Here is a 26106-nt window from a genome sequence, read left to right as displayed (position 1 = left end):
AGGGTTGCTGCGCTCCGCGCAGCAACCCTCTTTTTTATGTCCTGATACAGTTGAAGGCAGCTATAAAACTATGTTTGGATTTTTTGTTGTGATTCAGGCTTGAGAGTGGTTGGAAAGAATTAGGCGATCGCAGTTGTGAAGGAATTGAAGAACTAAGAAGAAATAATTTGAGTTTTTATTGAGAGATGATATTTATCTCCAATATTTTAGGCGGGAATATTAGACAGGAATTACTAAGCGATAGGATTGACTCTTGATGATGATGGAAAGTCCGAGGTAAATCAAGACAAATGGAGCGATTTTCCGTCCGAAGCGAGCGACAAGATAGGAAATTCCTGGAAAACGAGTCAGATTATAGGAACAGAAGCACCAGAAACCAATGGTCATGTAACACATCGTCAAGATAATGCCGAGACTGGGCAAACTGCTGCTCGCGAACAAAGGAATATAGACTCCCACATTGTTCCCCCCATTGGAAATAGTTACTGCCGAAACTCGGTGGGTTTTGGGGTCTTTGAGGGTTGACCACAAGGATTGACTTAGACGAGGTCTACCAACTTCTGTATTGATATGTTCTACTTCTTCAGCTATCTCCTTACCATCATCTTCTTCTTTACTCATTAATTGATGAATACCAATCATGATCGGCAAAATGCCAAGCAAACCGACCCACATATCCGAGACGATCAACCCACCAAAGAAACCAATTAGACTTACCCCTACTAATGCTGTAAACCCAAGGAATTCCCCAACTACTACGTGACGGGGGCGAAAATTGCGGCTAACCTTGCCGAAAAAAGAAGTGAGATAGATATTATCGTCAAATGTTGTTGCTAATGCTACTGCTGCGCCCGTTGCGATCGCTCCTTCCAACCAACTCATCTTAAATTTGCCTCTTCAATATTTATTTCATTGAGTTGATAATAGAGACTTCTTTCCATAGAAACAAATGTTGTTTCTTCTTAAAATGATAACCCTAGGTTATAAGACCCCAAAGATGAATGGCAGCGCGAAGCGCTGCCATTCATCTTTGGGGTCTTATAACCTGAGCTGCTATAGCAATCCTAAATGAGTTGAGGGAGGCTTCGACTTCGCTCAACCATCGGTATATAAGGACTGAGCGAAGTCGAAACCCTATTTTTCTGTTGAATGATTTAGGACTAAAATTAGTTCGGTTTGAGTTGGCAAATTTCTCACAACCCATTTCAAATTATTCTGAACTCACGTTAGGACTAATATATTAATAGCTTTAAGTTATTACATTAACAAGAAAGAATATTTGATCTTATTAATTGAGGAGTCTATATTTGTGTTGTTCTCTGTAGAGCATCAATGACAATAGATCCTATCCTTTTAACGCGTGAATTCCGTTAATTAATAACATGAATGCCATACTAACTTCAATTCCTACAGCCCTAACTGCTTTTACGGCAACAAATCTAGATGATGTAATTATTTTGCTACTCTTTTTTTCTCAAGTAAGTTCGACGTTCCGCAAAAGACACATCGTGATGGGACAATATTTGGGATTTGGAGCGCTAGTATTAGCGAGTTTATCAGGATATTTTGGTGGACTACTCATGCCACGCGATTGGATCGGAATGCTTGGGATTTTACCGATCGCCATTGGATTGAATCGACTGTTTATCCCTGAAACTGAGGATAACGAATCTGAGGAAAGTCAATCGGTGCAATCAAATTCTTGGTTATCCAGTTTACTATCTCCGCAAGTTTATAGCGTCGCGGCGGTTACCTTTGCCAATGGTGGCGACAATGTGGGCATTTATGTGCCACTCTTTGCTAGCAGCACCTTAGAAGGTTTATTGGTAACTTTAGTGGTGTTTTTGCTGATGGTGGGGCTATGGTGCTATGTAGCCTATCGACTCATCCAAGTTCCAGCGATCGCCGATTCTCTGAGCCGCTATGGTAATTACCTTGTACCTTTTGTGCTGATTGGCTTAGGAATCCTCATCATGATCGACAGCCATACCCTTGAAAATCGAGGCTTGGTAGTTCTTAGCCTACTAATTGGAGGCCTAGTAGTCTTCAATCTCGGTCGAAATATTGCAGAAATCAATATTCTCAAGCCCCTTCAAGCTAAAGAGCCACAATTGGACTAGTACAAGGTTTTTATCTCAAAGTTTTTATTCCAAGGGTTTTATCCCAAGGGTTTTATTTCAAAGTTTTACTAATTGTTACTTACTACACGTACTACTTCTCTTACCACTTAATCTTACTACTTAGGATCAAAATCATGAAATTCTTACAAGCAATATTGGTCGCTCTTATCTTATTGTCGAACTTAGCGATCGCTCAACCATCCTTTGCCAATAAGCCTCCTCTCACGAGTAACCCTGACTATATCGCTGTTACCAATGATCTCGCAAAAGCAACCGATCCCACCGAAATCGCTAAACTTCAGTTTGAGAAGTATGTCATCGAAACAGGAGAATCCTTTGCCGAATGCCGTAACTTAACAGCTAATCCTTTGCCAGTCTATGGCAAGAAATCTAAACTGGATGGATCTACCTTTGATAATACTCTCTATACTTTACCCAGTGGTGGAACCACCAACGAGGATTGGAATTGCCAAGGCATTTACTTAGAGAAAGGTTTAAATAATGATGGTCAACCAGTTGCCATTAAGCTTGTCACTGGTACGCAAATGGTTGCAAAGGCTGATCCTGAAACTGGTGCAATTAACCTTAATTTCCCCGTAACCAGAATTTTCAAGAATAGTGAAATTAACTGGTTAATCCCCACTACGACAGAAGAGCTCTCAGCATTAACTTTACCCCAAGCTCCCTTGGATTAATTGATTAAGAATGGGCGGCGCTTCGTGTCGCCCATTCTTACCGTATCAATTAGGACATAAAACCCCAAAGATAAGTGGCAGCACTTCTTGCTGCCACTTATCTTTGGGGTTTTGCTTTGCCCTAGCTATTTCTTACAGCGCTTTGCACTCAAACCCAAATCACAGAGAAATTTTTGAAAGCTTTGCTTCGCAAAGCTTTCAAAAATTTCTCTGTGGTTCGTTTGATCGATAATTGCTGTAACTTGAAAATCCTTACTAGATTTAGTTTTTAATTCACGAAAGTGTTGTCACATTTTTGTGAATTGGTATTACGTCGCTATAGTAATCCACTGTTTCGATGAGTTAATTATATTTCTTTAATTTCCTTTTTTATTACCGTTATTTTCTTGGATTTCTTCTTTGGATTTCTTTTAAAGAGTAATGTAATTTTCGCTTCAGATATAAAGCCCAAAAGATGGTTAGTAGCGTGAAGCAGCACCAATCATCTTTTGGGCTTTGATTTGTATTAACCAACTCAAGCATTGCGATAAAAGAATTCTTCCAATCAAGATATCTTGCATTTTTTTCGATATATTCCTATATAATTTTGGTGAATAATCATTCCTACGCAAGAAAATCCATATACCTCGAAGTTCAGTAATGCAGCTATTATTTAAGCCCAAAAAGAATGTCGGTGAGGCATCTGAGACATCTTTGTTAGGTAAACAGAATCCCAATCGCGTGCGCGATCATTTAGCCAACGAGAGAACATACTTATCATGGATGCGCATGGCGATCGCCTTGTTAGGTGTGGGGGTAATTGTTGTACGATTGCGCATTTTACGCCCACCGATGCTTCCTACGCCAGGGAATGGTTGGAAATTAGGATTAGCATTTTCCATTATTGGTATGCTGACAGTGTGGCTTTCTACCCATCACTATTTTGCCGTGCGGCGTGATATTGACGCAGATACCTTCGAGCCACCTGATCGCTGGGTTGTTTTGTTCAGCCTCGCAATTACGCTCATCGGTGCGGGAGTCATCTATTACGTTTTTGCGGCTCCCTTAGAACAAATGAACCTAGTCGTTCCTGATTAAGCCCGACCTTATTTTATTGACGTTTTATTGACGTTTTATTGACGTAGGATATCGCCAAATACTTTTGCAATCCGAGTTTGAAATCTTTGGCTATGGGTAAGCTTGAGAAAGGGACGGTTAATATTTAAGGGGGTAAAGCGATCGCCATTAACTACCCTGACTTCTCGCAATGTCCCTAACTGAAACTCCTTTTGTACCATCAGTTCTGAAATTGCGGCTACTCTGACGCTACTCTCGATCGCCGCTTTTACCATTTCCCCACTACTGAGGACAAGCATAATTTTTAGCTGTGTAGGATTGATCCCCCACCTCTGTAAAGCCTGTTCAAACACCTGTTGAGTCCCCGAACCTGACTCTCGCATCACCCATGCCGTGTCATTGATTTCATCGATCGTAATCTCTTGGCGATCGTACCAAGGATGGGACTTGCCAACTACGATTAATAGGCGATCGCTCGCAATTTCTTCTTGTTCGAGGATTTTTTGCAGAGGAGGCTTGACCTCGGCTTCGATCAAGCCGAGATCGAATAAACCTGCGGCGGTTCCATCACAAATTTCTTCGGTATTGGCAAGGGTGCATTTGATAGAAATGTTAGGATATTTTTCTTGAAACTGGCTAATCTTTGCAGGCAACCAATAGTTGCCAATTGTGAGACTGGTTCCTAACTTCAGCTCACCCCTTTGCAAATCGTTTAACTCGCGTAAACCTCTTTCCATCAATTGGACGCGATCGAGAATATCTGTCGCTTCTGTCTGTAATAAGATCCCTGCATCCGTGATCTCGATATGGCGACCAATCCGATGAAATAGCTTAACTCCATAACATTGCTCTAGACTTTGGACAGCGGCACTAACAGCAGGTTGAGTGATATATAGTTCTTCAGCAGCGCGAGTAAAGTGTAAATGCTCGGCTACTGCCAGAAAGATCCTTAATTGTTCTAGCGTCATTGAGTCTTGGATATCATCGTTATTGAGCTATTGGACAATAATTCTACATCATCCCCAAATACCGTCAAATTAACGCTATATACTACAGCACTTTGTGCTCAAATCCAAACCAAGAAACTTTTTGAAAGTTCTACATCATCCCAAATACCGTCAAATTAACGTTATATACTACAGCGCTTTGCGCTCAAATTCAAACCGAAAAACTTTCAAAAAGTTTCTTGTGGTTCTTTTGAGCAAAAATTGCTTAATGAACTGGCAAGAAAATAAGATACCGATCCAGATTTGTCAGAATCAGTGGGGCGACGGAGCCGTCCCACCGATTCTGTTTTTATATTTGGTACTTCATTAAATCGCAACCCTCTTTTGGGGTTTAATTTTGTCCTAACAAGACTGGCAGCAGCTATAGTTCAGCATGATTAAAAAGCAAACCCTAGAATAGAGTAAAGCCTGCTTCGTGGGCGCTACTCTATTCTAGGGTTTAAGGTTAAAAGATTAAAATGTAGATAAGGATAAATAGATAAAGATAGACATTGATTTATTCATCCTGATCGTATTAAATCCTTGCGTTTTTAGAAGTATCAAAAAGTGATAGTTTTGTATGTAGCTAAGCATAAGTAAAGCTAAAACCTAGAAGCCCATATCGCCTGCTATGTGGACAACGTGCTCTAGTTTGTTTGTTTAACTATGCCGAACTACATCGTTACAAAATTGCTCAGATCGGTAAAGAGAAATGAAAATTCAACTTGTCGTATTCGCAACTCTATTTACTAGCTTAGCTAGCTTTTTGACCTTTGCAATAGATCGCTCTCAAGCTGCCTTAGATTTTTCCCAAATCACAAATTTATCCTCAAGCCCAATATCACAAAACGTTCCATTACCAGAGACCTCGTATCAAAACGCGATCGCTCGTCTATTGAATTCTCCGAAGCTACAACCTGAATGGTTCGCCCCTGAATTTATTGCCAAGGTGCCAATTTTCCAAATTCAAGCCGCGATCGCCAGTCGGAAATTATCAGTTGGCGAATGTCGTCAATTTCAGGGGCAAGATGTTAGCTATCTGGCAGTTTGCGATCGCGGAAATGTCCCTATCAAAATCAAACTAAATGCAGAAGGAAAAATTACAGCGCTTTTTTTAGGTAATCCGCAGCAAACCCTTGATCAAGCTGTGTCAGGATTTAAAAATTTAGAAGGAGAGGTGAGTTTATTGGTAACGGAAGGTAAAACCCAGCGAGTGGGGCTCCGTGTCGATGCCCCAATGGCAGTCGGCTCTGCTTTTAAACTAGCGGTTCTCAAGGCTTTAAAAGAACAAATTGCTGGAGGCAAGATCACTTGGGATAAAGTAATTGCTTTACAGGCAGATCAACAGAGTTTGCCAACTGGCTTGCTCCAATCTTGGTCAGCAGGTTCGCTCCTAACCGTGCAAACCTTGGCGGGGTTGATGATTTCCCTTAGCGACAATACCGCTTCAGATACTTTGATCGATTTAGTAGGCAGAGGAGAAGTAGAACGCTTCAGCTCACGCAATCGACCATTACTCAAAACTCGCGAAATGTTTACATTGCGAGGCTCCAAAAACTCTGAGCTTTTGCAAAAATATCGACTTGCCAATACTGGCGATCGCCTCAAGATCTTAGAATCTATCTCGCGACAGCCATTACCAGATATTTCTGACTTTATCAATAATCCCAAGATATCTTTTGATGTCGAATGGATTTTTACAACTCGCGAGCTATGCTCTCTAATAGAAGATGTAGGGGATCTCCCTTTAATGTCCTTTAATGCAGGGCTGGTAGATCCATCTGAATGGGCAAAAGTTGCTTTTAAAGGTGGTTCCGATGCAGGTGTTCTCAACTTCACAACGTTACTGCAATCAAAGAGTGGCAAATCCTATTGCGTTTCTGTCACTTGGAACAATACTAAACCTCTCAACGAATCCCAACTAACAACTTTATATAAAGGACTGATTGACACGCTCCCTAAATAGATACAAATAAGCCCGATTGGTAAACGATCAATTTAGTTCAGACTCGAATCACGGTAGAATGGATCGGTAAAATTGCAAATCTAAATTGCAAATCTAAATTGCAAATCTAAATTGCAAATCTAAATTACGATTCTAAATTACGATTCTAAATTACGATTCTAAGTAGCTAAGCCTAGAATATTATACCGTCCGCGTAGCGGACGGTATGCTCTCTGGTTATAGTTCTTAATTTAATACCAATTCACTGAAGTGTTGGCTCACTTCTGTGAATTAAAAAACAAACCCAATAAGGTTTTGAGATTTCCAAAATGGTGTTGCCATTTTGGAAATTGGTATAAATTGCAATTTAGAATTGTAATTCTAATTATTTATCCATCTGAATTTGAATTATGGAATGGCTAATCGGTACTGTAGCACTTGCGATTACTATATTTACTGCGACCAATATCGATGACATTCTAGTTTTAACTATTTTCTTCGCACAGGTTGATAGCAAATTTCGCCCTCGACATATTGTTATCGGGCAATATCTTGGCTTTACGGTTCTAATTCTTACCAGTTTGCCAGCTTATTTTGGGGCTCTAATGATTGATCGCAAATTAATTGGCTTATTGGGAATATTACCGATCGCTATTGGAATTAAGCATTTATTGCCAAAAACAGAAAAATTAACTGTCCAAACTCATCCTCATCGGGGAAAGAAAAAATCTCTATGGCTTGCTCCGCAGACCTATCATGTGGCGGTAGTTACCTTTGCTAATGGTGGAGACAATATTGGTGTTTACGTTCCTCTATTTGCTAGTAGTAATGCGGCCACCCTCTTGGTGACGATCGCGACTTTTCTGGTTATGATTGCGATCTGGTGTTATGCTGCCTTCCAATTTAGCAGTCATCCCGCGATCACCAAATTCTTAGAAAAGTACAGCGATGTGATCGTGCCTTTTGTGCTCATCGCTTTGGGAATCTACATTCTCTACGAGAGTCAAACTTATCAGATGTTTCCCTTCTTTAAATAGCTGATATTCGTTCCACGTAACATCAGCTATTAGCTGAGAAGTGATAGCACTTAGTGCTGTCACTTCTCCTTTGGCTCACTATGCAGAATGGATTAACTTCCAGCTCACAGCAAGTAAAATCACAAAAATCAAATAGCGCAAAGACCTTTGAGGGGCTAGTTGGCATAGTTTCGCTCCCAATAAAACCCCTGGCACAGAACCGAGCCAAATTGGCAATACAATATGCCAATCAACAGTACCGAGGCTGAGATGTCCGAGGGATGTGAATCCAAGCAAAATCGCGGCTTGGGTGATGTCTGTCCCTACTAATTTGCGCGAATCTAGCTTAAAGAAGGTCATCAACACTAAAGCAAACAGCGAACCAGAGGAAACGCTTGTCAAGCCCACCATACAGCCTAAGACAAAACCAATGATCACCGTTTTGATTTTGCCATTGGTAGTTTCTAGATCGAAAGTGGGAAAAGAAGGCAGAGATAGATTTGGGGCAAAAGTAGTCAGTATTAATTGAATTAAACCTGCGATCGTCACGAAAAAGATCATTGCTCCGATGGAAGGTAGTAAAAATGAATCTAAACTCCATCCATAGAATTGAATTAAGTGGAGAATGGCAACGCCTAACAAAGCGCCGGGAACGCTACCAAAGGCGAGCCATTTTACTACTTGGGTGTCAAGGGTTTCCTGCCGCCAATGACTGATGCTTGCTACCGCTTTCATCATTGTCGCAGCGACAATATCTGAGCCGACAGCGATCGCCGCAGGTACATTAAACACAAAAATTAACATTGGAGTAATTAATGAAGCCCCGCCAATTCCCGTCAATCCCACCACTGTCCCGACAATGAAACTAAAGCCCGTTAGCAAAAAATAATTCATAAGAATAGGAAACTAAAGAATAAATAGAGCAAATAAATAGAAATATTGAAGCTTTTGATTGAAGCTTTTGATTGAAGCTTAATTAGATAAAAATTTTTTTTAAAAGAAGTATTAAAGGTAATGAACGTAATGCCTAGCTAACCTTAGCCTTGAGGATTCACAAAAGCAAGACTAAATTTCTGGTCAATGGGCAAAACTGCATTGAGATCGAGAACATGGAAATAAACTAGAGCCGCAATTATCACCGTATAGGCTGTTGAAGTAATCACTCCTGAGAAGATTTCCTGCTTTAAACTACGCTTGTTCACCGTATTTTGCAACATATCCTTTGCTCCGATCTGCATGAGCACAATGCCAACTAAATTTGATAACCAATAACCAGCGATCGCCGCAGGAAAAAAACAATTAGCTTGCCATAAACCCACTACATAACCAAAACCATAGGCGATCGGCAAATTGATTATTAGATCGTTCCACCAGCAAAGGGGGGAGAGCAAGTATCCCACTACCAAAAAAATACCCCCCTTAATTTTTTGGGAAAAGCTTCTTGGGGCGGTGTTTACAGGGGATAAATCTGATGATGGAGCAATCTCTAAACTGGGTTGGCTAGTAGTTGCAGGATTGTTTAAAGTCGTCATAAATCTACTGTATCATCGTGTAATTACCGTATTTTATACTGGCGGGAGTATTTATCGCAAATTCGGTAAATAAAAAATCAAAATTATTATCAAAATTATTACTAATGTCCGAATTCTCTAGAGCGTCCTAAATCTAAGTTATTTATAAAAAAATAGGGCATTGACTGCGCTCAGCCGTTGGTATAGGTTGGCTGAGCACAGTCAATGCCTCAACTCCAAAAAGCGGCGCAAAGCACCGCCACTCATCTTTCCTAATCTCTCGCGTAGCTAGGCGCAATTAAATATAAAACCCAAAAACCTATAGCGCACGCTACAGGTTTTTGGGTTTTAATTATTTGGTGAAGGCTATGCTTATTTACTGATCGAGAAAGTTGGGATATTACTTTCAATCAAGCGATTGATATCTAATAATTTGGTATTACTTTCGCCCACAATCAGGGGCAGATTGCCATTCCATCTATCAATAGCCTGTTTTTGTAAAAGTTCAGGCGACAGAGTTTCGCGCAAAATTCTTTGAGACTCCCCTTCCCCTCGCGCTAAATTTACCTTTGCCTCGGCTTCTTTAATCGCTTTTAGAGCAATAAAATCTGCTCGTTTAGCTTCCTGCTCTGCAATTTGCTTCGCTTCTACGGCATCACTAAAGCGCTGGGAAAAATGTACATGAACGAGCGAGATATCATCCACGGCAATATGATAATCAGCCAGTCGCGAGGTTAACAGCGTATCGACTTCATTTTTGACATATCCGCGTTTGGTAATAATTTCTTCGGCGGTATATTCCGCCATTACTGCCTTTAAGACCTCTTCCACCGCAGGATCGATAATGCGATCGATAATTGCAAGGCGATCGCCGATTTGCTGAAAAATGATATTGGCTTGTTCGGGAATAATATGCCAATTCAGGGCAACATCGGTAAATACCTCCTGTAAGTCCTTGGAGGAAGCCTCCGCCGAAATTTCTTGCTTTTGTAACCTTACGCTCAACTTTTTCACCGTCTGCACGATCGGGATGATGGGGTGGATTCCTTCATCCAGAATTTGTGGTTGTACCTTGCCAAATTGCATCAGTACGCCACGCTCGCCGACATTCACGATCACAAAAAAGCAACAAATAAAAGCCGTGCATAAAATCAGTCCTGCTACTAGCTGAAACATTCTCAAATCGGCATTTTTTCGATTGACTTCACGAATACTTTGAGGATTAATCGAACTATTAGTTTGACCATTGAGCAGCCTATCAAGCGATCGCATATCACTCACAAATTTAATTCCAAGCAATTTATACGCAAAAAATTTATGTTGAGAATTAGCATATAGCACTTTTTTAAAAAGCGGGATATGGGAGATTGTTTCGGAAGTTGAATAGTCTCCTAAGTGGCTGGGCGTAATTAAAACCCAGAATCAAAAGCTGTAGCGCAGGCTGCGCTTGCGCTACAGCTTTTGGGGTTTTATATTTAATTGTAACCAGCTACTTAAGGAAAATTTCTTAATTAATGACAATTTAGCACAAATCTACGGTAATTACATAGACATAGCGTATTAATGGTGTTACAACTATTCTTATTTCAATTTTGTGAGGAACGATGAGTATTCTGGTTCGAGATATTTCAAAACGATTCGGTGATTTTCAGGCAGTCGATGATGTTAGCGTATCAGTAGAAAGTGGTTCTTTGGTTGCCCTGCTCGGTCCATCAGGTTCGGGTAAATCCACTTTATTGAGAATTATGGCAGGTTTGGAAGTCCCCGATCGCGGACAGGTATGGATTGAGAATGAAAATGCCACCTATCGTCCTGTCCAACAACGTCAGATTGGGTTTGTATTCCAGCACTATGCCTTATTTAAACATTTGACCATTCGCCAAAATATTGCTTTTGGCTTAAATATTCAGAAGGTTGCCAAAGCCCAAGTAAAACAGAAGGTAGACGAGCTTTTAGAACTGATTCAACTTAAAGGTTTAGGCGATCGCTATCCATCCCAATTATCAGGTGGTCAGCGCCAGAGAGTTGCCTTAGCAAGATCCCTCGCCGCCCAACCCAAAACCCTTCTCTTAGATGAACCCTTTGGGGCTTTAGATGCTAAGGTTCGTAAAGAATTAAGAACATGGTTGCGAGATCTCCATGATCGAGTCCATGTGACAACCATCTTTGTCACCCACGACCAAGAAGAGGCAATGGAAATTTCCGATCACGTGGTCATCATGAACAAAGGTAAGGTCGAACAGATTGGCACACCTGCGGAAATCTACGATCGCCCTGCTTCAGAATTTGTTATGCGCTTTATTGGCGAAACCAACATCATTTCTAGCGCCAAGCGGCACTTCCCCTATCTAGAAATTTCCGATCATGATCGGGTATTTTTACGACCTCACGATCTTCTAATTCAATCAGAACCTGAAACTAACTTCGCTCCTGCCATTGTTAGTTCCGCCTTTAACCTTGGTTGGGAAGGTCAAGCCGAACTCTTGCTCAAAGACGATCAAAAATTAATTGTCAAGCTCGAACGCGATCGCTTTGACAGTTTGGATTTACATCCTCAAAAGGAAGTCTATGTCAAACCTTTGAAAACGAGAGTATTTGCGGAAGCTATTTAAAACCTACTTAATACTTAATAGCGATAGCGAAGATAAATCAAAACCCTAAATATGAGTGGCGGTGCAGCGCACCGCCACTCATATTTAGGGTTTTATGTCCTCAGCAAACCTTACGTTGCTATATACGTTGCTATAAATGTAAAGATAGGCAGCCTAAAGCGTCGCCGATCTTTACTAGCTAGATTTCGTAATGCCATTGCTCGGAACTATCAGCAAGAAACAGTAACTTACGCCCTTTGCGCGAGAGAAAACCACCCTTTTCTAAATCATTAATAATACGCGTTACGGTCACCCGCGTCGAACCAATTAACTCTGCTATTTCTTGATGGGTTAATTGCAGTCCAATTAATCTCCCTTGGCGATCGTCTTCACCGAAACGATTAGTTAGCCAACCCAGTAATTGACGTAAAGCATCATCCTTAGCTCGGCAATGGGAAATCTTTAATAAAAACTCATTAGTCTGACTATGACGAATTATTTCATTTACATAATTGCCCCAATGCGATCGCGAAATCTCAGTTAATTGCACATCAGTTAAACATTCCATCTCGTAGGGATTTAAATTAGTTAGCTCACTGCCAATCACATCGCCATGTGCCCATAATCCCGAGCAGATAACCTGTCCGTCTTCTGTCCAAGTCAGCGATCGCACCACCCCAGACTCGATTTTCCATAGGTAGTTATCTCGGCGAGATATCATTTCACGACGCTTATAAACATGAGAAGCTGCTGTTTCGGCGTAAATCATCTTATATCCAGTCGGCAAACCGTAGATTATATTTGTATTAGGTTAAAAAGTATTGTATCGTACTAAGTACGGTATTCCCATCAAGATACCGTAATTTTTTGTTTCTCAAGTTTTTTGTAATAAATCTAAGCTCCTATGAAAATTGCACAAAGCATCACTCAATTAGTCGGCAGTACGCCTCTAGTAGCATTGAATAACATTCCACAGAGAGACGGTTCTTTAGCCAAAATTGTGCTCAAGCTAGAAAGTCTTAATCCCTCCTCTTCCGTCAAGGATCGGATTGGGCTAGCCATGATCGAAGATGCCGAAAACCAAGGTTTAATTAGTCCTGCAAAAACAGTTTTGGTGGAGCCTACTTCGGGAAATACTGGGATTGCCTTAGCCATGGTTGCCGCTGCCAAAGGCTATCGTTTGATTCTGACAATGCCTGAGACCATGAGCTTAGAACGTCGGGCGATGCTAAGAGCCTATGGAGCGGAGCTAGAGTTGACTCCTGCTAGTGAAGGAATGCGCGGGGCAATTCGGCGGGCGGGAGAAATTGCTACGACAAAACCTAATGCCTATATGCTGCAACAGTTTAAGAATTTGGCAAATCCCGCCATCCACCGCCGTACTACCGCCGAGGAAATTTGGCAAGATACTGATGGGCAAGTAGATATCGTTATTGCTGGAGTAGGTACTGGCGGTACGATTACAGGCGTAGCGGAAGTAATTAAGGAACGCAAACCCAGCTTTAAGGCGATCGCTGTCGAACCTCTCAACAGTCCCGTACTATCTGGGGGAGTAGCTGGAGCCCATCGGATTCAGGGGATTGGTGCAGGATTTGTTCCTGAAGTTTTACGAACAGATTTGATTGATGAAGTCATTGGGATTTCCGATGACCAAGCGATCGCCTATGGTCGTCGTCTGGCGCGAGAAGAAGGATTGTTATCGGGCATTTCTTCGGGGGCAGCCCTTGCGGCGGCTATTGAAGTTGGTAAGCGCGAAGAAAATCGCGATCTTTTAATTGTGGTAATTCAACCTAGCTTTGGGGAACGTTATCTCAGTACGCCTCTATTTCAAGATGCCGATCTTATTTCTTCCTCATCAACTTCTACCCATCGCTAATCCATCCAAATCTATCTTTCAAAATATATGGAATTATCTTGTAAGGTTGATTATGCCTGTATTGCTCTGCTAGAACTTGCCCTTCGTCACAAGCAGGGTAAGCCTACTTCTGTTAGTGAAATTGCAATCAGTCAGAGGATTCCTATCCGCTATCTCGATCAAGTTATGGCAATGCTAAGGCGGGCAGGCATCATTAAAAGCCAACGTGGGGCTAAAGGGGGCTATCACCTTGCGCGGGAGCCTTGGCAAATCAAGCTTACAGATGTAGTGATTGCCTTAGATGGCGAAGCAGCCCAAGAGCAAAAGGATTCTACATTGCTCACCGCCGAAAAATCCGCCGTGATTGATATGTGGGAAACCGCAAAAGTTGCTTCGTTTGATATTCTTCACAAACATACCCTTGAGGATCTCTTAAGAAAATGCGAAGAGAAAAGGCAATCTGATGTCATGTTTTACATATAAAAATCCTTAGTAAGACAAAAGCAACGTAAGAGATAGCCAAAGGATGAGAGGCGGCGCTTCGCGCCGCCTCTCATCCTTACCGAATAAGATAATGATGACGCAAAGCGTCATCATTATCTTATTCGGCTTTATAATATGCGGATGGAGAGACTCGAACTCTCACATCAAAGATACTAGAACCTAAATCTAGCGCGTCTACCAATTCCGCCACATCCGCTGGGATAGGGTGTTTTTTGCACCGAATAAAATCATACAGCAATCTTGTGTAATTGCAGCATAAAATTTTTAATTTATTCTGCTGGTTGGTAATTACCTGCCCAAAGCTGCCTTTACCATCTCTGTTTTCTTGCTATACAATCATTTTGATTAGCTAATTGATCTGCTTAATCTATGATTTTCGTTCTGAGATTTTTGTTCTGAGATTTTCGCTCTGAGACTATTTTTAGCAACCTACCTTTTAGCATCCTTGCCGAACATTTCTATCTAGTGCATATCCATAAGCCTCAAAAAATTGATCTAGAGCAAATATATCCCTGCCCTTGCCCTCGCAGACGCGGAAAGCTAAAGCCGATCGCTTTGACAGATGCTTTTGGTTGTGATCGCTGTCCTCTGTTATTTCAAATCGAAGATGACGGCTATAGCCTGTCACAGTTGGGCGGGCTTGATTCGCAAAGACACCATTGGCAATGGACTGGTAAATGGCAAACTATCCACGATGGCAATCGTCAGGATTGGCTAGAGAAGTCTTTGACATACTGTGCTTACCTGTTGTTTGTAGCCTTGATTATTCTCTGGGCTCTCAATCTCAGATCGACTTTAGGTATTCCCCTAGCCATTTTGTTGTTTACCCTTTTGGGTTTGCTAATATGGCGTTTGCTCGTGATTCGTCGTCGCGATATTTAACAATTATTTATTACAAGTATGTCACCAGAAGACCTTACAGGCTTCATCTACAAGTCCCATGCTGCGGCTTTGCAACTAGTGCAAATTTCCACCAGAGAACGAGATAATTTACTCCTAGAAATTGCTAATAATGTGAAAAAGCATAAAAATGCAATTTTAGAAGCAAATACGCTGGATTTAGAAGCAAGCCGTGATATGGCTGTACCCGATCTGGTACTAGAGTGGCTAAAACTCACTCCCGAAAGGCTTAACAATGCGATCGAATGTCTGAACCAACTGGCAAATCTGCCCGATCCACTAACTCTACATGTGGGCATCAATGGCTATCAGCGCGTCCCCTTAGGGGTTGTCGCTTTTGTGTATGAGGGTTTTCCCCAGTTGGGGCTAATTGCATCGGCGATGTGCCTTAAGGTTGGCAATACGATCATTCTTAAAGGAGGGGGAGAGGGTACGCATACCCAAGAGGCGATCGCCGCGATCATTAAAGATGTCCTTGTTGCGAGAAATTTCCCTGAGGCATGTGTGAGCAGTGTGCCAACGGGTATTGCGCTTAAAGAATTAATCGTCCAAGAAAAATATTTGCGTTTGGTTATTCCCTACGGTCGCCCTAGCTTCGTGCAGCAGGTGAGCAAACAGGCGACGGTCTCTGCTTTGCCGATTTCTATGGGTAACTGCTATCTCTATCTATCGGCTTCTGGGAAGCTGGATTTTGCCAAAGAAATTATTTTGAACAGCCGCAAAGGCGATCCCGATGCGGTAAATGCGATCGATAAGGTGGTGGTACATCGATCATGGTGCGATCGCGGATTGGGGGAATGGATTTGCCGTCTGAAAAAACAGGGCTTGGTGGTGCGTGGCTGTGCAGAGACAACTGCCTATTTTCGGCAATTTCTAGAGGATAATGATACATTGATCGCGGAAATGCATCTAGATGCGAATGCACAAGCAATTTATTCTGAGGATATCTGGGGGCAAGCGTACCTAGACGAGACGATCGCTATCAAAATTGTGGATGATATGGAAGAAGCGATCGCTTGGATCAATCAATATAGTAGCGGTCATGCCGATGTATTGCTGACGGACTCCTTATCCGAACGCGATCGCTTTGTCAGTCGGATCAATAGCAGTACGATCTTTGTCAATGCCCATAGCCGTTTTAGTCGCTGTTCTAAACTTGGCGATAGTGGTAATGCCAAAATTGCTTTGGGGATGTCTAGTTTAAAAACCCGTGGCGCATCTAGATACCCTGGAGTAATCGATATCTATGCCCTCACCACCACCAAACAAGTATTGACTAGTTCGTGGTCTCAATAATATTAGCTCCACGGAGCCAATATTGTATTATCAAGCCCCAATCCCAATAAGTTAGCTATAGCGCTGAAGCAGTGATTCTAGTTTCTCCACAGGCGATCGCGGCGGAAAGCGTGGTAGCTCCTGCTCCTGTTGGCGATCGCTTAGCAAACATAGTACGGGGATTTCATATTGGTAGCGGTCAAACCAGTCGGGATTGCTGTTGATGTCTCTAATTTCTAGGTCAAAATTAACATTGTTCTTCTGCTTGACCTGCTGTAATTTCGCGATCAATCCCTCACAGAGACAGCATTCTGGCTTGCTATACAAAATTAGTTGCATGGATTTGACGATATCTTGATTAATTTACTTCTATCATGTTATATTAGTAACCCGACAAGGACGCATAGCTCAGTTGGTTAGAGCACCACGTTGACATCGTGGGGGTCGATGGTTCGAGTCCATTTGCGTCCATTTGCATCAAAACCCCATAAGAGAATGGCGGCACAAAGCGCCGCCATTCTCTTAACCCGAAAGATGAGAGGCGGCGCGAAGCGCCGCCTCTCATCTTTCGGGTTAAGCAAACCTTACTTTGCTATCGCTAATAATTCAGCAATTTGTCTAGCTAGCTGCTTGAGCTTGAGTGGTTTGCTGATATATCCATTCATGCCTGCCTCTAAACACCGATCGCGATCGCCTTCCATCGCTAGGGCAGTTAGGGCGATAATGGGAGTATTAATCAAGTTAGAATCGAGACGGATTTGTTTGGTTGCTTCTAATCCGTCCATCATCGGCATTTGAATATCCATGAGGATGATATCGGGCAAGTTTGCTTTAGCTTGAGCAACAGCTTCTACTCCATTTCGGGCGAGGATGACGCGATAATTGATGGCAGTTAGATAGAAACAGAAGGTTTGGATATTCGCCTCATTATCTTCAGCTAATAAAATAAGCGGTGGGTTATCGAGATCGACATCCTGTGAAGATAACGTTGTCGAAGTTGGGACGGAAGCGATCGCATTAGATGGGGGCATTGCATAGGGTAGGGCAACTGTAAAACAACTACCTTGTCCGACTTCGCTCTCAGCCATGACCTGCCCGCCATGCAGCTCGACAATCTGTTTGACTAGAGCTAGTCCTAAACCTGTACCTTCGTACTCACGGTTGAGGGCGCTATCTACCTGTACAAAGGGCTGAAAGAGTTGGCGCAAATCCTTGTCGGCAATCCCAATACCATTATCTACCACTTGAAAGACGATCGTCGGTGAATTCATGGTTATAATTCGTTGGGGGATTTTTGCTTCTCCTTCCCATTCATTGCCGCGACCGACTGCAACGATTAGATTGATCGCCCCTCCATTTGGAGTAAATTTGACAGCGTTGGTGAGCAGGTTGATCAATACCTGTTTGATGCGGCGCTCATCGATATTGATGCTTTTTGTAAGCGGTGGAATACTGCTATGGAGATGTACTCTCTTTTGAAATGCTTGCTGTTTAACAAAGGTCAGACTGGAATCACAGAGGTTTTGAACTGAAACTGGTGCAATATCTAATATCATCATCCCTGATGACATTTTTGATAGATCGAGAATATCGTTAATCAGTGATAGTAGATGTTTACCGCTTGATTCAACTATAGCGATCGCCTTTAATTGTTTTTCATTCAGCGAACCAAAAATCTCGTCTTGAAGGGTTTCTGAAAATCCTAAAATGGCATTTAGTGGTGTGCGGAGTTCGTGGCTCATGTTAGCGAGAAATTCATCCTTGAGCCTTGTGGCGCGAAGAAGTTCTTGATTAGCTGTCTGCAACTGAAGTTCTGCTTGTTTGCGATCGCTAATATCAAAATTAATCCCAATAATACTTTGAGGATTACCATCTACATCCCGTTTGAGCGTTCCATAGGCTTTGATAAAGTGAATACTGCCATCGGGATGCACAACTCGGAACTCCGTATCATATTCATCTATTTGCCCCGAAGTAATTTGTTGAGTCGTTATCTCACTAGCTATACGATCATCGGGATGTGATGCAGCAATCCACATTTCGTAGCTAGACTGAGGTGTCGTTTCTTTGGAAACTCCATACAGTTCGTACATCCGATCGTCCCAAAAAGCAATATTGTCTTGAACACCCCATTCCCAGCAGCCGATCGCCCCAGATTTAAGCGCCAAAGCTAGGCGATCAGTCGTATGCTGTACGCGCAATTCGGCTTGTTTGCGATCGCTAATATCCGTTAATGTGCCAATATAACCCGTAAAAATACCATCTTCATCCAGTTCAGGGATAGCTTGGCAATAGAAGTAGCAAATTGTTCCATCGGGTTTGAGACATCTTCCTTCGCCTTGGTAATATGCTTGTTGCTTGATCGCTTGAGTCCATTTTTGATGAATCTGTTCTCGATCATCGGGATGAATGGTCTGAAGCCATCCATAACCAAGAGCTCCGCTGATTTCTTGCCCTGTAATTTGAGCCCAAAAACCATTGACGTAGGTGCATTCATTTTTTTGATTAATTTGAAAAATTGCCACAGGAGCCGCCGCTGCCAGATTGGCAAAACGTTTTTCGCTCTCTCGCAAGCTTTCTTCAGCAAGTTTGCGATCGCTAATATCGTTAGAGCAACCAATCAAGCGAATGGGGTTGCCCATTGCATCCCAAATGATCGAGAGCCGCAAGCGTATGTAAATTATCTTGCCTGATTTAGTCTGATTCCGTAGTTCAACCTCATGGGTTCCCTTTTCCAGCAATGGTCTAAAGACGGTGGATTCCATCATAGCCAAATCTTCATTGAGGTAAAGCATACTAACATTCAGCCCGATCGCCTCATAAGACTTGTATTCATAGAGTCTCTCAGCCCCAACGTTCCAAGTTAGGATCGTGCCATCTATCGTCGCTGAAATTACCGCATCATGAATCTGCTCCAGCATTTGCGATTGCAATTGGATGGCTTGAGTACGTTCTTTGACTTTTGTTTCTAAGGATTGATTGAGTTCTAGTAGTTCTTGCTCAGTGCGTTTGCGATCGCTAATATTACGAATCAACCAGAATAGTTGAGGCTGATTATTAGTAGGATTGATATTCTGGATTACGCTAATTTCGGCAGGGAAAAGCTCACCCTGACGATTTTTTAGCGTGATTTCCCAAGTTGTTTTGGCATTGGTTGAGGATAAACAATGATGAAGTTGGCTGTAGAAAAAATCTCTATTATCCAAGGCAACAAATAGCTCCAATGGCTTGCCTAAAATATAATCGCGCCTTATCACAAGTAATTCTAAAGCAACTTGATTTACTTCTGAAATCTTGCCCAATCGATCTGTCACCAGATAGCCGTCAGGCGCAAATTCAAAAAGATTTTGGTAGCGATACTGTTCATATTCCAGTTGTCGATGCTGAACGATTTGCTCTTCGGTGGTAGTCCTCAATTCCTCGACCGTACATTCTAGATCCGCACTTACTCTTTCCAATAAATTATTGCGTTCTTCTAGTTCTTCATAAGTTATTTCTAATAACTTATTGCGCTCTTCTAGTTCTTTTTGGTGAATTAAGAGCAGCGACTCAACCCTTCTACGTTCGGCAAGCTCGTTTTGAATTTTTTCAAAAGCGATCGCTTGCTGAATGGAGATAGCTAACTTCACCGATAGCTGCTGCAATAACTGAATATCGGATTCTTCCCAAACCCTTGGAGCCGAGCATTGATGCATAATTAACAAACCCCATAAAATGTGTTTGTTAGCATTTGGTAACAGGATCGGCACGACCAGATTGGCGCGAACTTGAAATCTTTCGAGCAATTTAATATGACAATCTGTCAACCTAGCCCTGTAAATATCATGGGCAGCAAAAAACTTTCCCTCAGAATATGCGCCCCCAAGATTTTCGCGAAAACAAGTATCTTCAACTTGTGCTTTTAAACAGGGCTGCCAAGGTGAGATGACATCTTCGGCAACAACTGTACCACTCATATCTGGATTAAATTGATAAACAATAGCGCGATCAGCCTTCATAAATTGACGCACCTCCCTAACAATGGCGTTCGAGATGTCTTCTAAATTTAGAAATTCGCGAATTCGCAGGGCAATTTCAGCAGTTAATATTTGCTGCTGTTGCGATCGCCGCAGTTGACGAATTAGTACAGCCTGCTGCAATACTTGCCTAATCGTTGAAGTGAGAGATTTCGCGGTAATATCCCCTTTAACCAAGTAGTCAGTCGCCCCTAATTTCATCGATCGTACGGCTCTTTCCTCATTTCCTAGCCCCGTCAACATAATTACAGGAACCTTTTCTCGCGTACGATCACCGTTAATTGCTTCTAGAAATTCAAAGCCATCGCCATCGGGTAAATTTAGATCGATTAATACAATGTCGGGCTGCTGAGATCGCCACAATTCTAAACCTTGCTCTAGGCTTCCCGCTTCGATAATACGATAACTATTCTCTGAGTCTGATCGCAGATAACGCGAGTAAGTTAAGCGATCGCTTTCGGAATCCTCCACGATCAAAACGGTTGCCATCGGCGTTTCTAGAGGCAAGTTTAGCGATTGCCAAGGCTGAGAATTTAGAGGCTCAGAACTGTCCATAATCATAATAGGTTTAGTAAAGCCGTAAATTTTAACCAGTGCTGAAATATGGATTAAAAGGTTTGCAGGATTGCAACTTCCCCTTGTTTTTAGCATATAACAATTAGAGTGTTATGGTCGTTTCATGCCGATTAAGTAGCTAGAGCCCTGTAGTGCACGCTGCGCGTGCACTACAGGGCTCTAGCTACTTATCCCTACGTCCGCAATGCCAACATTATGGGTTTTTAAGATTTATATAGGCTCTTTCTAGGGCTTTAGTTAGTTCCTTAATTTGGATTGGTTTGCTTACGTAATCATTCATTCCTACGTTTAAGCAAATCTCGCGATCGCTTTGGACGGCATTGGCAGTAAGGGCAACGATCCAAGGCTTATGTATATATTCTGCAACGATTTTTTTGGTTGCCGTTAAGCCATCCATCTCAGGCATAAATACATCCATAAATATGACATCATAACTTTGACGGTGTAGCGACTCTAAAACCTCTGCTCCATTAGCGACAACATCAACACGATAGCCTAGGCGATTGAGAAAGCGGGTAGCAACTTTTTGGTTAACGATGTTATCTTCAGCTAATAGAATTTTTAGGGGAAAAAGACTGGCAAAGTTTTCATCAAAAATTGAGTTCTGCTTGCTCTTAATTTCTGCTAAGGAAGCATGGCTAAAGAATTGGTTTAACGCACTGTAGAGTTGCGATCGCTTGGTTGGTTTACTCAGACAGATGGTGATGTCATCATTGCTAACTTGATCACATCTGTAGGTATGGGTGAGCAGAATAATTGGTAATGAATTGGCATAGAAACGGATTCGTTCTCTAATCTCACAATGGTCGCAATCCTGCGATGCATTGCAGAGTTCTTTCTGAACAGGAAAGCCCGCATCCATAATCGCGAGATCGAAGGCTGGTTCGTTCTGCAACCAAGCGATCGCCTGCGCACTCGAATTTGCCACCATCACCTCCATATTTAAAGTTTGGGCAAATATAGTTAAACTCTGACGGTTAACTTCATTGTCTTCCAGAATTAACAGGCGTTTTCCAGCTAAATTAGAATTCCATTCAGGTGGAGATACTGTTTTTACAGCCGTGGTGGCAATCGTAAAGGAGAAGGTAGAGCCAACACCTACCTCACTCTCAACCAACATCACCCCACCCATCATTTGCATTAGTTGATTGGCGATCGCTAGTCCTAATCCCGTACCGCCATATTGTCTGGTTGTCGATGAATCCACTTGGCTAAAGGGCTTAAATAAGCGATCGTAGCGATCGCGAGGAATACCGATACCAGAATCCTTAACGGCAAATAATAATTGATAATTTTGCTGTGAAGGATCAACAGAACTCACTGATACCGTTAAAGATACTTCACCGTTAGATGTAAATTTGACCGCATTACTAAATAAATTGACTAATACTTGCCTCAATCGGGTTACATCGCTCAAAATCAATTCAGGCACATCTACATCCATACAATAAGCTAGCTCTAACCCTTTAGCAGAGGCAGTAGCAGCTAACAGATCGAGCGACTCTTCAATGCAATGGCGTAAATTAAAGGGTTGAATATCAAGGCTAAATCGTCCAGATTCAATTTTGGAAAAATCAAGAATATCATTAATGATGGTGAGTAGATTATCGCCACTCGATCTAATAATCTCTGTAAATTCATATTGTTCAGGGTTGAGATCGGTATCTAGCAATAAACTCGCCATCCCAATTACCGCATTCATTGGCGTACGGATCTCATGACTCATGGTCGCGAGGAATTCACTTTTTGCGCGATTTGCTGTTTGTGCGGTCTCCATCGCTTTTAGGAGTTCCATCTTTGCTTCTTGCCGTTCTAAATGCATTGCCAGCGAAGATGCCAAAACCCTCAATAGGCTGATCTCTACGTGATCGCGGCGGCGATCGCTGAAGTGGTCGTGAAAACTCAAGAAGCCCCAAAATTTTCCATTAACAAAGATGGGTAAGACTAGGGAAGAATGAATTCCCTTAGCATTAAAAATTGCTTTTGCAGCTTCAGGAACTGCGGACAATGAATTATCAATGCTCAGATAAACACTCAGATCTTGCGTTAATCGCGATAGCCAAGTTCCATCGCTAAGTATTTGCCCATACTCAACCTGTAGCAGTCTTTGGGCTAGAGACAGCTCTGGAGCATTCCAAGTAGAGTGAAACCGTAATTCGAGACTTGGCTCTTGCTCGCACTGCAAAAGATCAATACTGGAAAAATCGGCAACTCTACCAATGATTTCTAAGATATTGCCATAATCGTGGAGATTGATACTCTCGGACAGCAGTTGACGTTGTACATCGACAAGCATCGATAGATAGCTCTCTCTCTTTTCGATCGCCGCAATCGTTAATTTACGTTCGGTAATATCGTTACTGGCTCCGACTAAACGGGTAGCCTGTCCTTGCAAGTTCCATAACGCTCTTGCCTTTGTGAATATCCATTTATAGTCGCCATTCGTGCAACGCATCCGATATTCCACCGCATAGTTAGGGATCTTACGGGACAAATAATCGACACGTTCCTGTAAAACGCGATCGCGATCTTCGGGGTGGATCAAATCGATCCAATCGATATCTTGCTCGTCATCAATATTTGCCTCAATCCCAAACATGGTGCGCCAACGTTCCGAACGGAATGTTAAGCCAGTTTCCAAGTCTAAATCCCAAATGCCATCATCAGCAGCTTGAATTGCTAGTTGCCAACGTTCTTCACTCTTTTGGAGTGCTGCTTCGGTCTGCTTGAGGTTGGTAATGTCTGAAATGATGCCATTCCAAATTATACCTAGATCGCCTTGACGCATTGGTTGAGAACGTCCAGATATCCATTTTAATTTCCCACTGGGGGTTTTAATCTGAAACTCATGTGCCCAGTTCGTAAAAGACGTAGCGGAATCTTCTATAGAATGGAAAAAGGCTTCAATATGCTCAGGAACAACCAAACTGCTGAATTTGCCAAAATCCTCATAGATCTCTTCCCCAGTCAGTTCGCATAGGTCATAAATACCTCGACTGACAAATTGAATGGAGTACTCACCATGACCATCTCGATAAAACTGATATACGGTACTAGGTATTGCGTCCGTAATTTTGTTAAGCCTTAACTCACTTTTAAGAAGCTCAGCACTGCGCTCCTGTACCCTTTTTTCTAGATTGACATTTGCATGTTGAATCTCTTGAAATTTTTCCTGTAGGGCGATCGCCATAACTTGAAAGTTATAGCCAAGGGTATCGATCTCGGCAAGGTTACTGGATTTCCAAGCAAAGTCTGACTCGGAAGAAAGATTTTTGGGTAGGTCGGTGGTGAGGTGAATTAACTTGGTGATCGGATTTACCAATCGACGACTGAGAAAATTTGCCACGATCGTCGCAGGTAAAATAATCGCCAAGATCAGCGCGAGAATGTATGTATGAAGGTTTTCCAGTTTGTCTATATATTCCGATGGAGACAAACGCACGACTATCGTCCAAGGAATATTTGCACCGATAGGGGCTTCTTGTAAATAATAGGATTTACGCCAACGGGTCATCAATGCGGTGCCTGGTATTTTCGGTAACCATTGAATTTGATCTGTCTTAAAAGGGCGAACTTCAGCACCTTGATACAGATCGAAAAAATCACCTGAAAGCTCTTTAGAAACCGTACTAGCAATAATGGTTTTATGGTGATCGAGTAAAAACGACTCAATCTTAGTTGTCCCCGATTCATTGGCTAGAAATTCCCTAAGGCGATCGACATCTAAGACGGCAATAACTACACCATTAAACTGATTATTCTTGAGAATGGGCAATGCAATATCAATATGGGAATAGCCCGTAGTCCGATCCTTGCTGATATCACTAAACGCAATACTCAGACTAGATCGAACATCTTGAAATATTTTTTGTTGAGTGACGGATTGGCTCATGCTTAAATTTTCTCCGTCCAAAATACCAGCAAAGGTTGTCAAAATACGACCTTCAGCATTAGTAGTGTAAATGTATAAAAACTCTGGTGTAATTTTGCCAATTTGAGTTACGGCGAATTGCAATTTTTCTTGGCTATCTTCTTCGCTAGCTATGGTTGCTAATTCTCGCAATATCCCTGCGTTGTGCTGATGCCAGTATCTTAAATTGACCGTCAGGGAAGCCGTGCTTGCCAGTAATTGACTAGAAATTCCCTTCTCAATATCATGCAGATAGTGATAACTAGTTAGAATTGCGATGGTTAGAATAGGAATATAAACAAAAGACAATAACAAATGAAACAACATTTGTTGGATATTGAGATGGTGTCTATTTCCCTGTCTTTTCTGAGCCCATCGATGTAATGGGGGCAAGTAGTCAATTATCAAATGGGCAATTAGGGCATTAAATACCCCGTTAATTAACTGCTTGAGGACGACTAAGAGGACTGAACTGGCTCCGACTTTGAGAATAAAATAATAAAATGCAAAACATAAGGGTGCGCCCAAACATAGCCAGTAGGAGATTACTAGCAAAATCATATTGCGAGATCCCCGATGTTTTTGCTGGTAATATTCGAGCCCAACCCCTACCCACAGGGCTTCTAAAACTAATAGAATTGCAGCGTAGGGCTGTCCCCAAAGAATGTAAGTATGAATACTAGCAATTGCTGCAACCGCCCCCCCCATGAAAATTCCATAGAGGTAAGTCGCAATCAGCACAAAAATGCTGCCGAATAAGAAATCTACCCCAAAGAACAATGGCAGACGAAAGTAGTTCCCTAAATAGGCAAGAATTGCAAATAATAAAAATGCCAACCAAAATGTCAGCAAATTATTGAAGGCAAATTTCCCAGCAAATTTACCCCGAAATTCTCCATTAGACTTCTCTTTTAGTTGTCTATAGAGAAGTTTGACGACCTGCGAAAAAGGATTCATTTAACAACTTTTGCTTCCAATACATTTTATACCAATTTCCAAAAGTGTGGCTACACTTTTGGAAATTAAAAACCAAACCCAGTAAGGGTTTTTAAATCACAAAATGGCGTAGCCATTTTGTGATTTGGTATTAGCTACTATCCGTGGCTAATACCAAATCATTTGTTACAGTGATTTGCGCTCAAACCCAAAC

At 42.0% G+C, this 26106-nt stretch carries 19 protein-coding genes and 2 tRNA genes; 11 read left to right on the top strand and 10 right to left on the bottom strand.

Annotation, left to right across the window (positions count from 1 at the left end; genetic code table 11):
• Positions 1 to 219: 219 nt before the first annotated feature.
• The gene (locus tag PSE7429_RS13840) at positions 220 to 882 is read right to left on the bottom strand and encodes a cadmium resistance transporter (RefSeq protein WP_009627849.1); all 663 of its coding nucleotides are present in this window, start codon (positions 880 to 882) and stop codon (positions 220 to 222) included.
• 500 nt (positions 883 to 1382) lie between these two features.
• Here PSE7429_RS13840 and PSE7429_RS13835 point away from each other — a divergent pair, with 500 nt between their 5' ends.
• The 3 genes from PSE7429_RS13835 to PSE7429_RS13825 all read left to right on the top strand — a co-directional run bounded on the left by PSE7429_RS13835 (position 1383) and on the right by PSE7429_RS13825 (position 3892).
• Positions 1383 to 2120 (top strand): cadmium resistance transporter, encoded by a 738-nt coding sequence (locus tag PSE7429_RS13835; protein WP_009627848.1) that lies wholly within the window; start codon positions 1383 to 1385, stop codon positions 2118 to 2120.
• Positions 2121 to 2254: 134 nt separating this feature from the next.
• Positions 2255 to 2815 carry a hypothetical protein gene (locus PSE7429_RS13830; protein ID WP_009627847.1) on the top strand — a complete coding sequence of 187 codons (561 nt, stop codon included), beginning with the start codon at positions 2255 to 2257 and terminating at the stop codon, positions 2813 to 2815.
• Positions 2816 to 3454: 639 nt separating this feature from the next.
• Positions 3455 to 3892, top strand: coding sequence for a YidH family protein (locus PSE7429_RS13825; protein ID WP_009627846.1), 438 nt, complete (start codon positions 3455 to 3457; stop codon positions 3890 to 3892).
• 35 nt (positions 3893 to 3927) lie between these two features.
• Here the strand turns inward: PSE7429_RS13825 and PSE7429_RS13820 are convergent, their stop codons facing one another.
• A complete protein-coding gene (locus tag PSE7429_RS13820) occupies positions 3928 to 4839 on the bottom strand; it encodes a LysR family transcriptional regulator (protein WP_009627845.1) in 912 nt (303 codons plus the stop codon).
• A 730-nt stretch (positions 4840 to 5569) separates the two neighbouring features.
• Here PSE7429_RS13820 and PSE7429_RS13815 point away from each other — a divergent pair.
• Positions 5570 to 6823: a serine hydrolase gene (locus PSE7429_RS13815; RefSeq protein WP_009627844.1), complete on the top strand. Its 1254-nt coding sequence runs from the start codon at positions 5570 to 5572 to the stop codon at positions 6821 to 6823.
• Between the two features lie 389 nt (positions 6824 to 7212).
• Positions 7213 to 7839: a cadmium resistance transporter gene (locus tag PSE7429_RS13810; RefSeq protein WP_009627843.1), complete on the top strand. Its 627-nt coding sequence runs from the start codon at positions 7213 to 7215 to the stop codon at positions 7837 to 7839.
• A gap of 78 nt (positions 7840 to 7917) precedes the next feature.
• Here the strand turns inward: PSE7429_RS13810 and PSE7429_RS13805 are convergent, their stop codons facing one another.
• From PSE7429_RS13805 to PSE7429_RS13795, 3 genes are all read right to left on the bottom strand, one after another.
• Complete coding sequence (locus tag PSE7429_RS13805; protein ID WP_009627842.1) at positions 7918 to 8712, bottom strand: sulfite exporter TauE/SafE family protein; 795 nt, start codon at positions 8710 to 8712, stop codon at positions 7918 to 7920.
• A gap of 143 nt (positions 8713 to 8855) precedes the next feature.
• A complete protein-coding gene (locus PSE7429_RS13800) occupies positions 8856 to 9350 on the bottom strand; it encodes a hypothetical protein (RefSeq protein WP_009627841.1) in 495 nt (164 codons plus the stop codon).
• 351 nt (positions 9351 to 9701) lie between these two features.
• Positions 9702 to 10505 (bottom strand): prohibitin family protein, encoded by an 804-nt coding sequence (locus PSE7429_RS13795; protein WP_100228946.1) that lies wholly within the window; start codon positions 10503 to 10505, stop codon positions 9702 to 9704.
• A 428-nt stretch (positions 10506 to 10933) separates the two neighbouring features.
• Here PSE7429_RS13795 and PSE7429_RS13790 point away from each other — a divergent pair, with 428 nt between their 5' ends.
• A complete protein-coding gene (locus PSE7429_RS13790) occupies positions 10934 to 11941 on the top strand; it encodes a sulfate/molybdate ABC transporter ATP-binding protein (RefSeq protein ID WP_009627839.1) in 1008 nt (335 codons plus the stop codon).
• A gap of 178 nt (positions 11942 to 12119) precedes the next feature.
• On the opposite strand, the gene PSE7429_RS13785 is transcribed toward PSE7429_RS13790, so the two are convergent.
• Positions 12120 to 12689: a Crp/Fnr family transcriptional regulator gene (locus tag PSE7429_RS13785; RefSeq protein WP_009627838.1), complete on the bottom strand. Its 570-nt coding sequence runs from the start codon at positions 12687 to 12689 to the stop codon at positions 12120 to 12122.
• 135 nt (positions 12690 to 12824) lie between these two features.
• Between PSE7429_RS13785 and cysK the strand changes: the two genes are divergently transcribed.
• Positions 12825 to 13796, top strand: a complete 972-nt coding sequence (gene cysK / locus PSE7429_RS13780; protein WP_009627837.1) for a cysteine synthase A — start codon at positions 12825 to 12827, stop codon at positions 13794 to 13796.
• Between the two features lie 27 nt (positions 13797 to 13823).
• Complete coding sequence (locus PSE7429_RS13775) at positions 13824 to 14258, top strand: RrF2 family transcriptional regulator (protein WP_009627836.1); 435 nt, start codon at positions 13824 to 13826, stop codon at positions 14256 to 14258.
• 136 nt (positions 14259 to 14394) lie between these two features.
• Here the strand turns inward: PSE7429_RS13775 and PSE7429_RS13770 are convergent.
• Positions 14395 to 14475: transfer RNA gene (locus PSE7429_RS13770), tRNA-Leu, on the bottom strand.
• 269 nt (positions 14476 to 14744) lie between these two features.
• On the opposite strand from PSE7429_RS13770, the gene PSE7429_RS13765 reads away from it, so the two are divergent.
• The gene (locus tag PSE7429_RS13765) at positions 14745 to 15161 is read left to right on the top strand and encodes a hypothetical protein (protein ID WP_009627835.1); all 417 of its coding nucleotides are present in this window, start codon (positions 14745 to 14747) and stop codon (positions 15159 to 15161) included.
• Between the two features lie 18 nt (positions 15162 to 15179).
• Positions 15180 to 16475 (top strand): aldehyde dehydrogenase family protein, encoded by a 1296-nt coding sequence (locus tag PSE7429_RS13760; protein ID WP_009627834.1) that lies wholly within the window; start codon positions 15180 to 15182, stop codon positions 16473 to 16475.
• A 51-nt stretch (positions 16476 to 16526) separates the two neighbouring features.
• Here PSE7429_RS13760 and PSE7429_RS13755 read toward each other — a convergent pair whose 3' ends face one another.
• Positions 16527 to 16793, bottom strand: a complete 267-nt coding sequence (locus PSE7429_RS13755; RefSeq protein WP_009627833.1) for a glutaredoxin family protein — start codon at positions 16791 to 16793, stop codon at positions 16527 to 16529.
• A 58-nt stretch (positions 16794 to 16851) separates the two neighbouring features.
• Here PSE7429_RS13755 and PSE7429_RS13750 point away from each other — a divergent pair.
• Positions 16852 to 16925: transfer RNA gene (locus PSE7429_RS13750), tRNA-Val, on the top strand.
• Positions 16926 to 17038: 113 nt separating this feature from the next.
• Here the strand turns inward: PSE7429_RS13750 and PSE7429_RS23730 are convergent.
• Both PSE7429_RS23730 and PSE7429_RS23725 read right to left on the bottom strand, forming a co-directional pair.
• Positions 17039 to 21025 carry a PAS domain S-box protein gene (locus tag PSE7429_RS23730; protein ID WP_158467638.1) on the bottom strand — a complete coding sequence of 1329 codons (3987 nt, stop codon included), beginning with the start codon at positions 21023 to 21025 and terminating at the stop codon, positions 17039 to 17041.
• Between the two features lie 214 nt (positions 21026 to 21239).
• Positions 21240 to 25913 carry a response regulator gene (locus PSE7429_RS23725; RefSeq protein ID WP_009627831.1) on the bottom strand — a complete coding sequence of 1558 codons (4674 nt, stop codon included), beginning with the start codon at positions 25911 to 25913 and terminating at the stop codon, positions 21240 to 21242.
• Between the last annotated feature and the right edge of the window lie 193 nt (positions 25914 to 26106).

It is taken from the genome of Pseudanabaena biceps PCC 7429, assembly GCF_000332215.1.
GTDB classification, from domain to species: Bacteria; Cyanobacteriota; Cyanobacteriia; order Pseudanabaenales; family Pseudanabaenaceae; genus Pseudanabaena; species Pseudanabaena biceps.
Note: the sequence above shows the minus strand (reverse complement) of the source record. Positions and strands in the feature narration are given on the sequence as shown.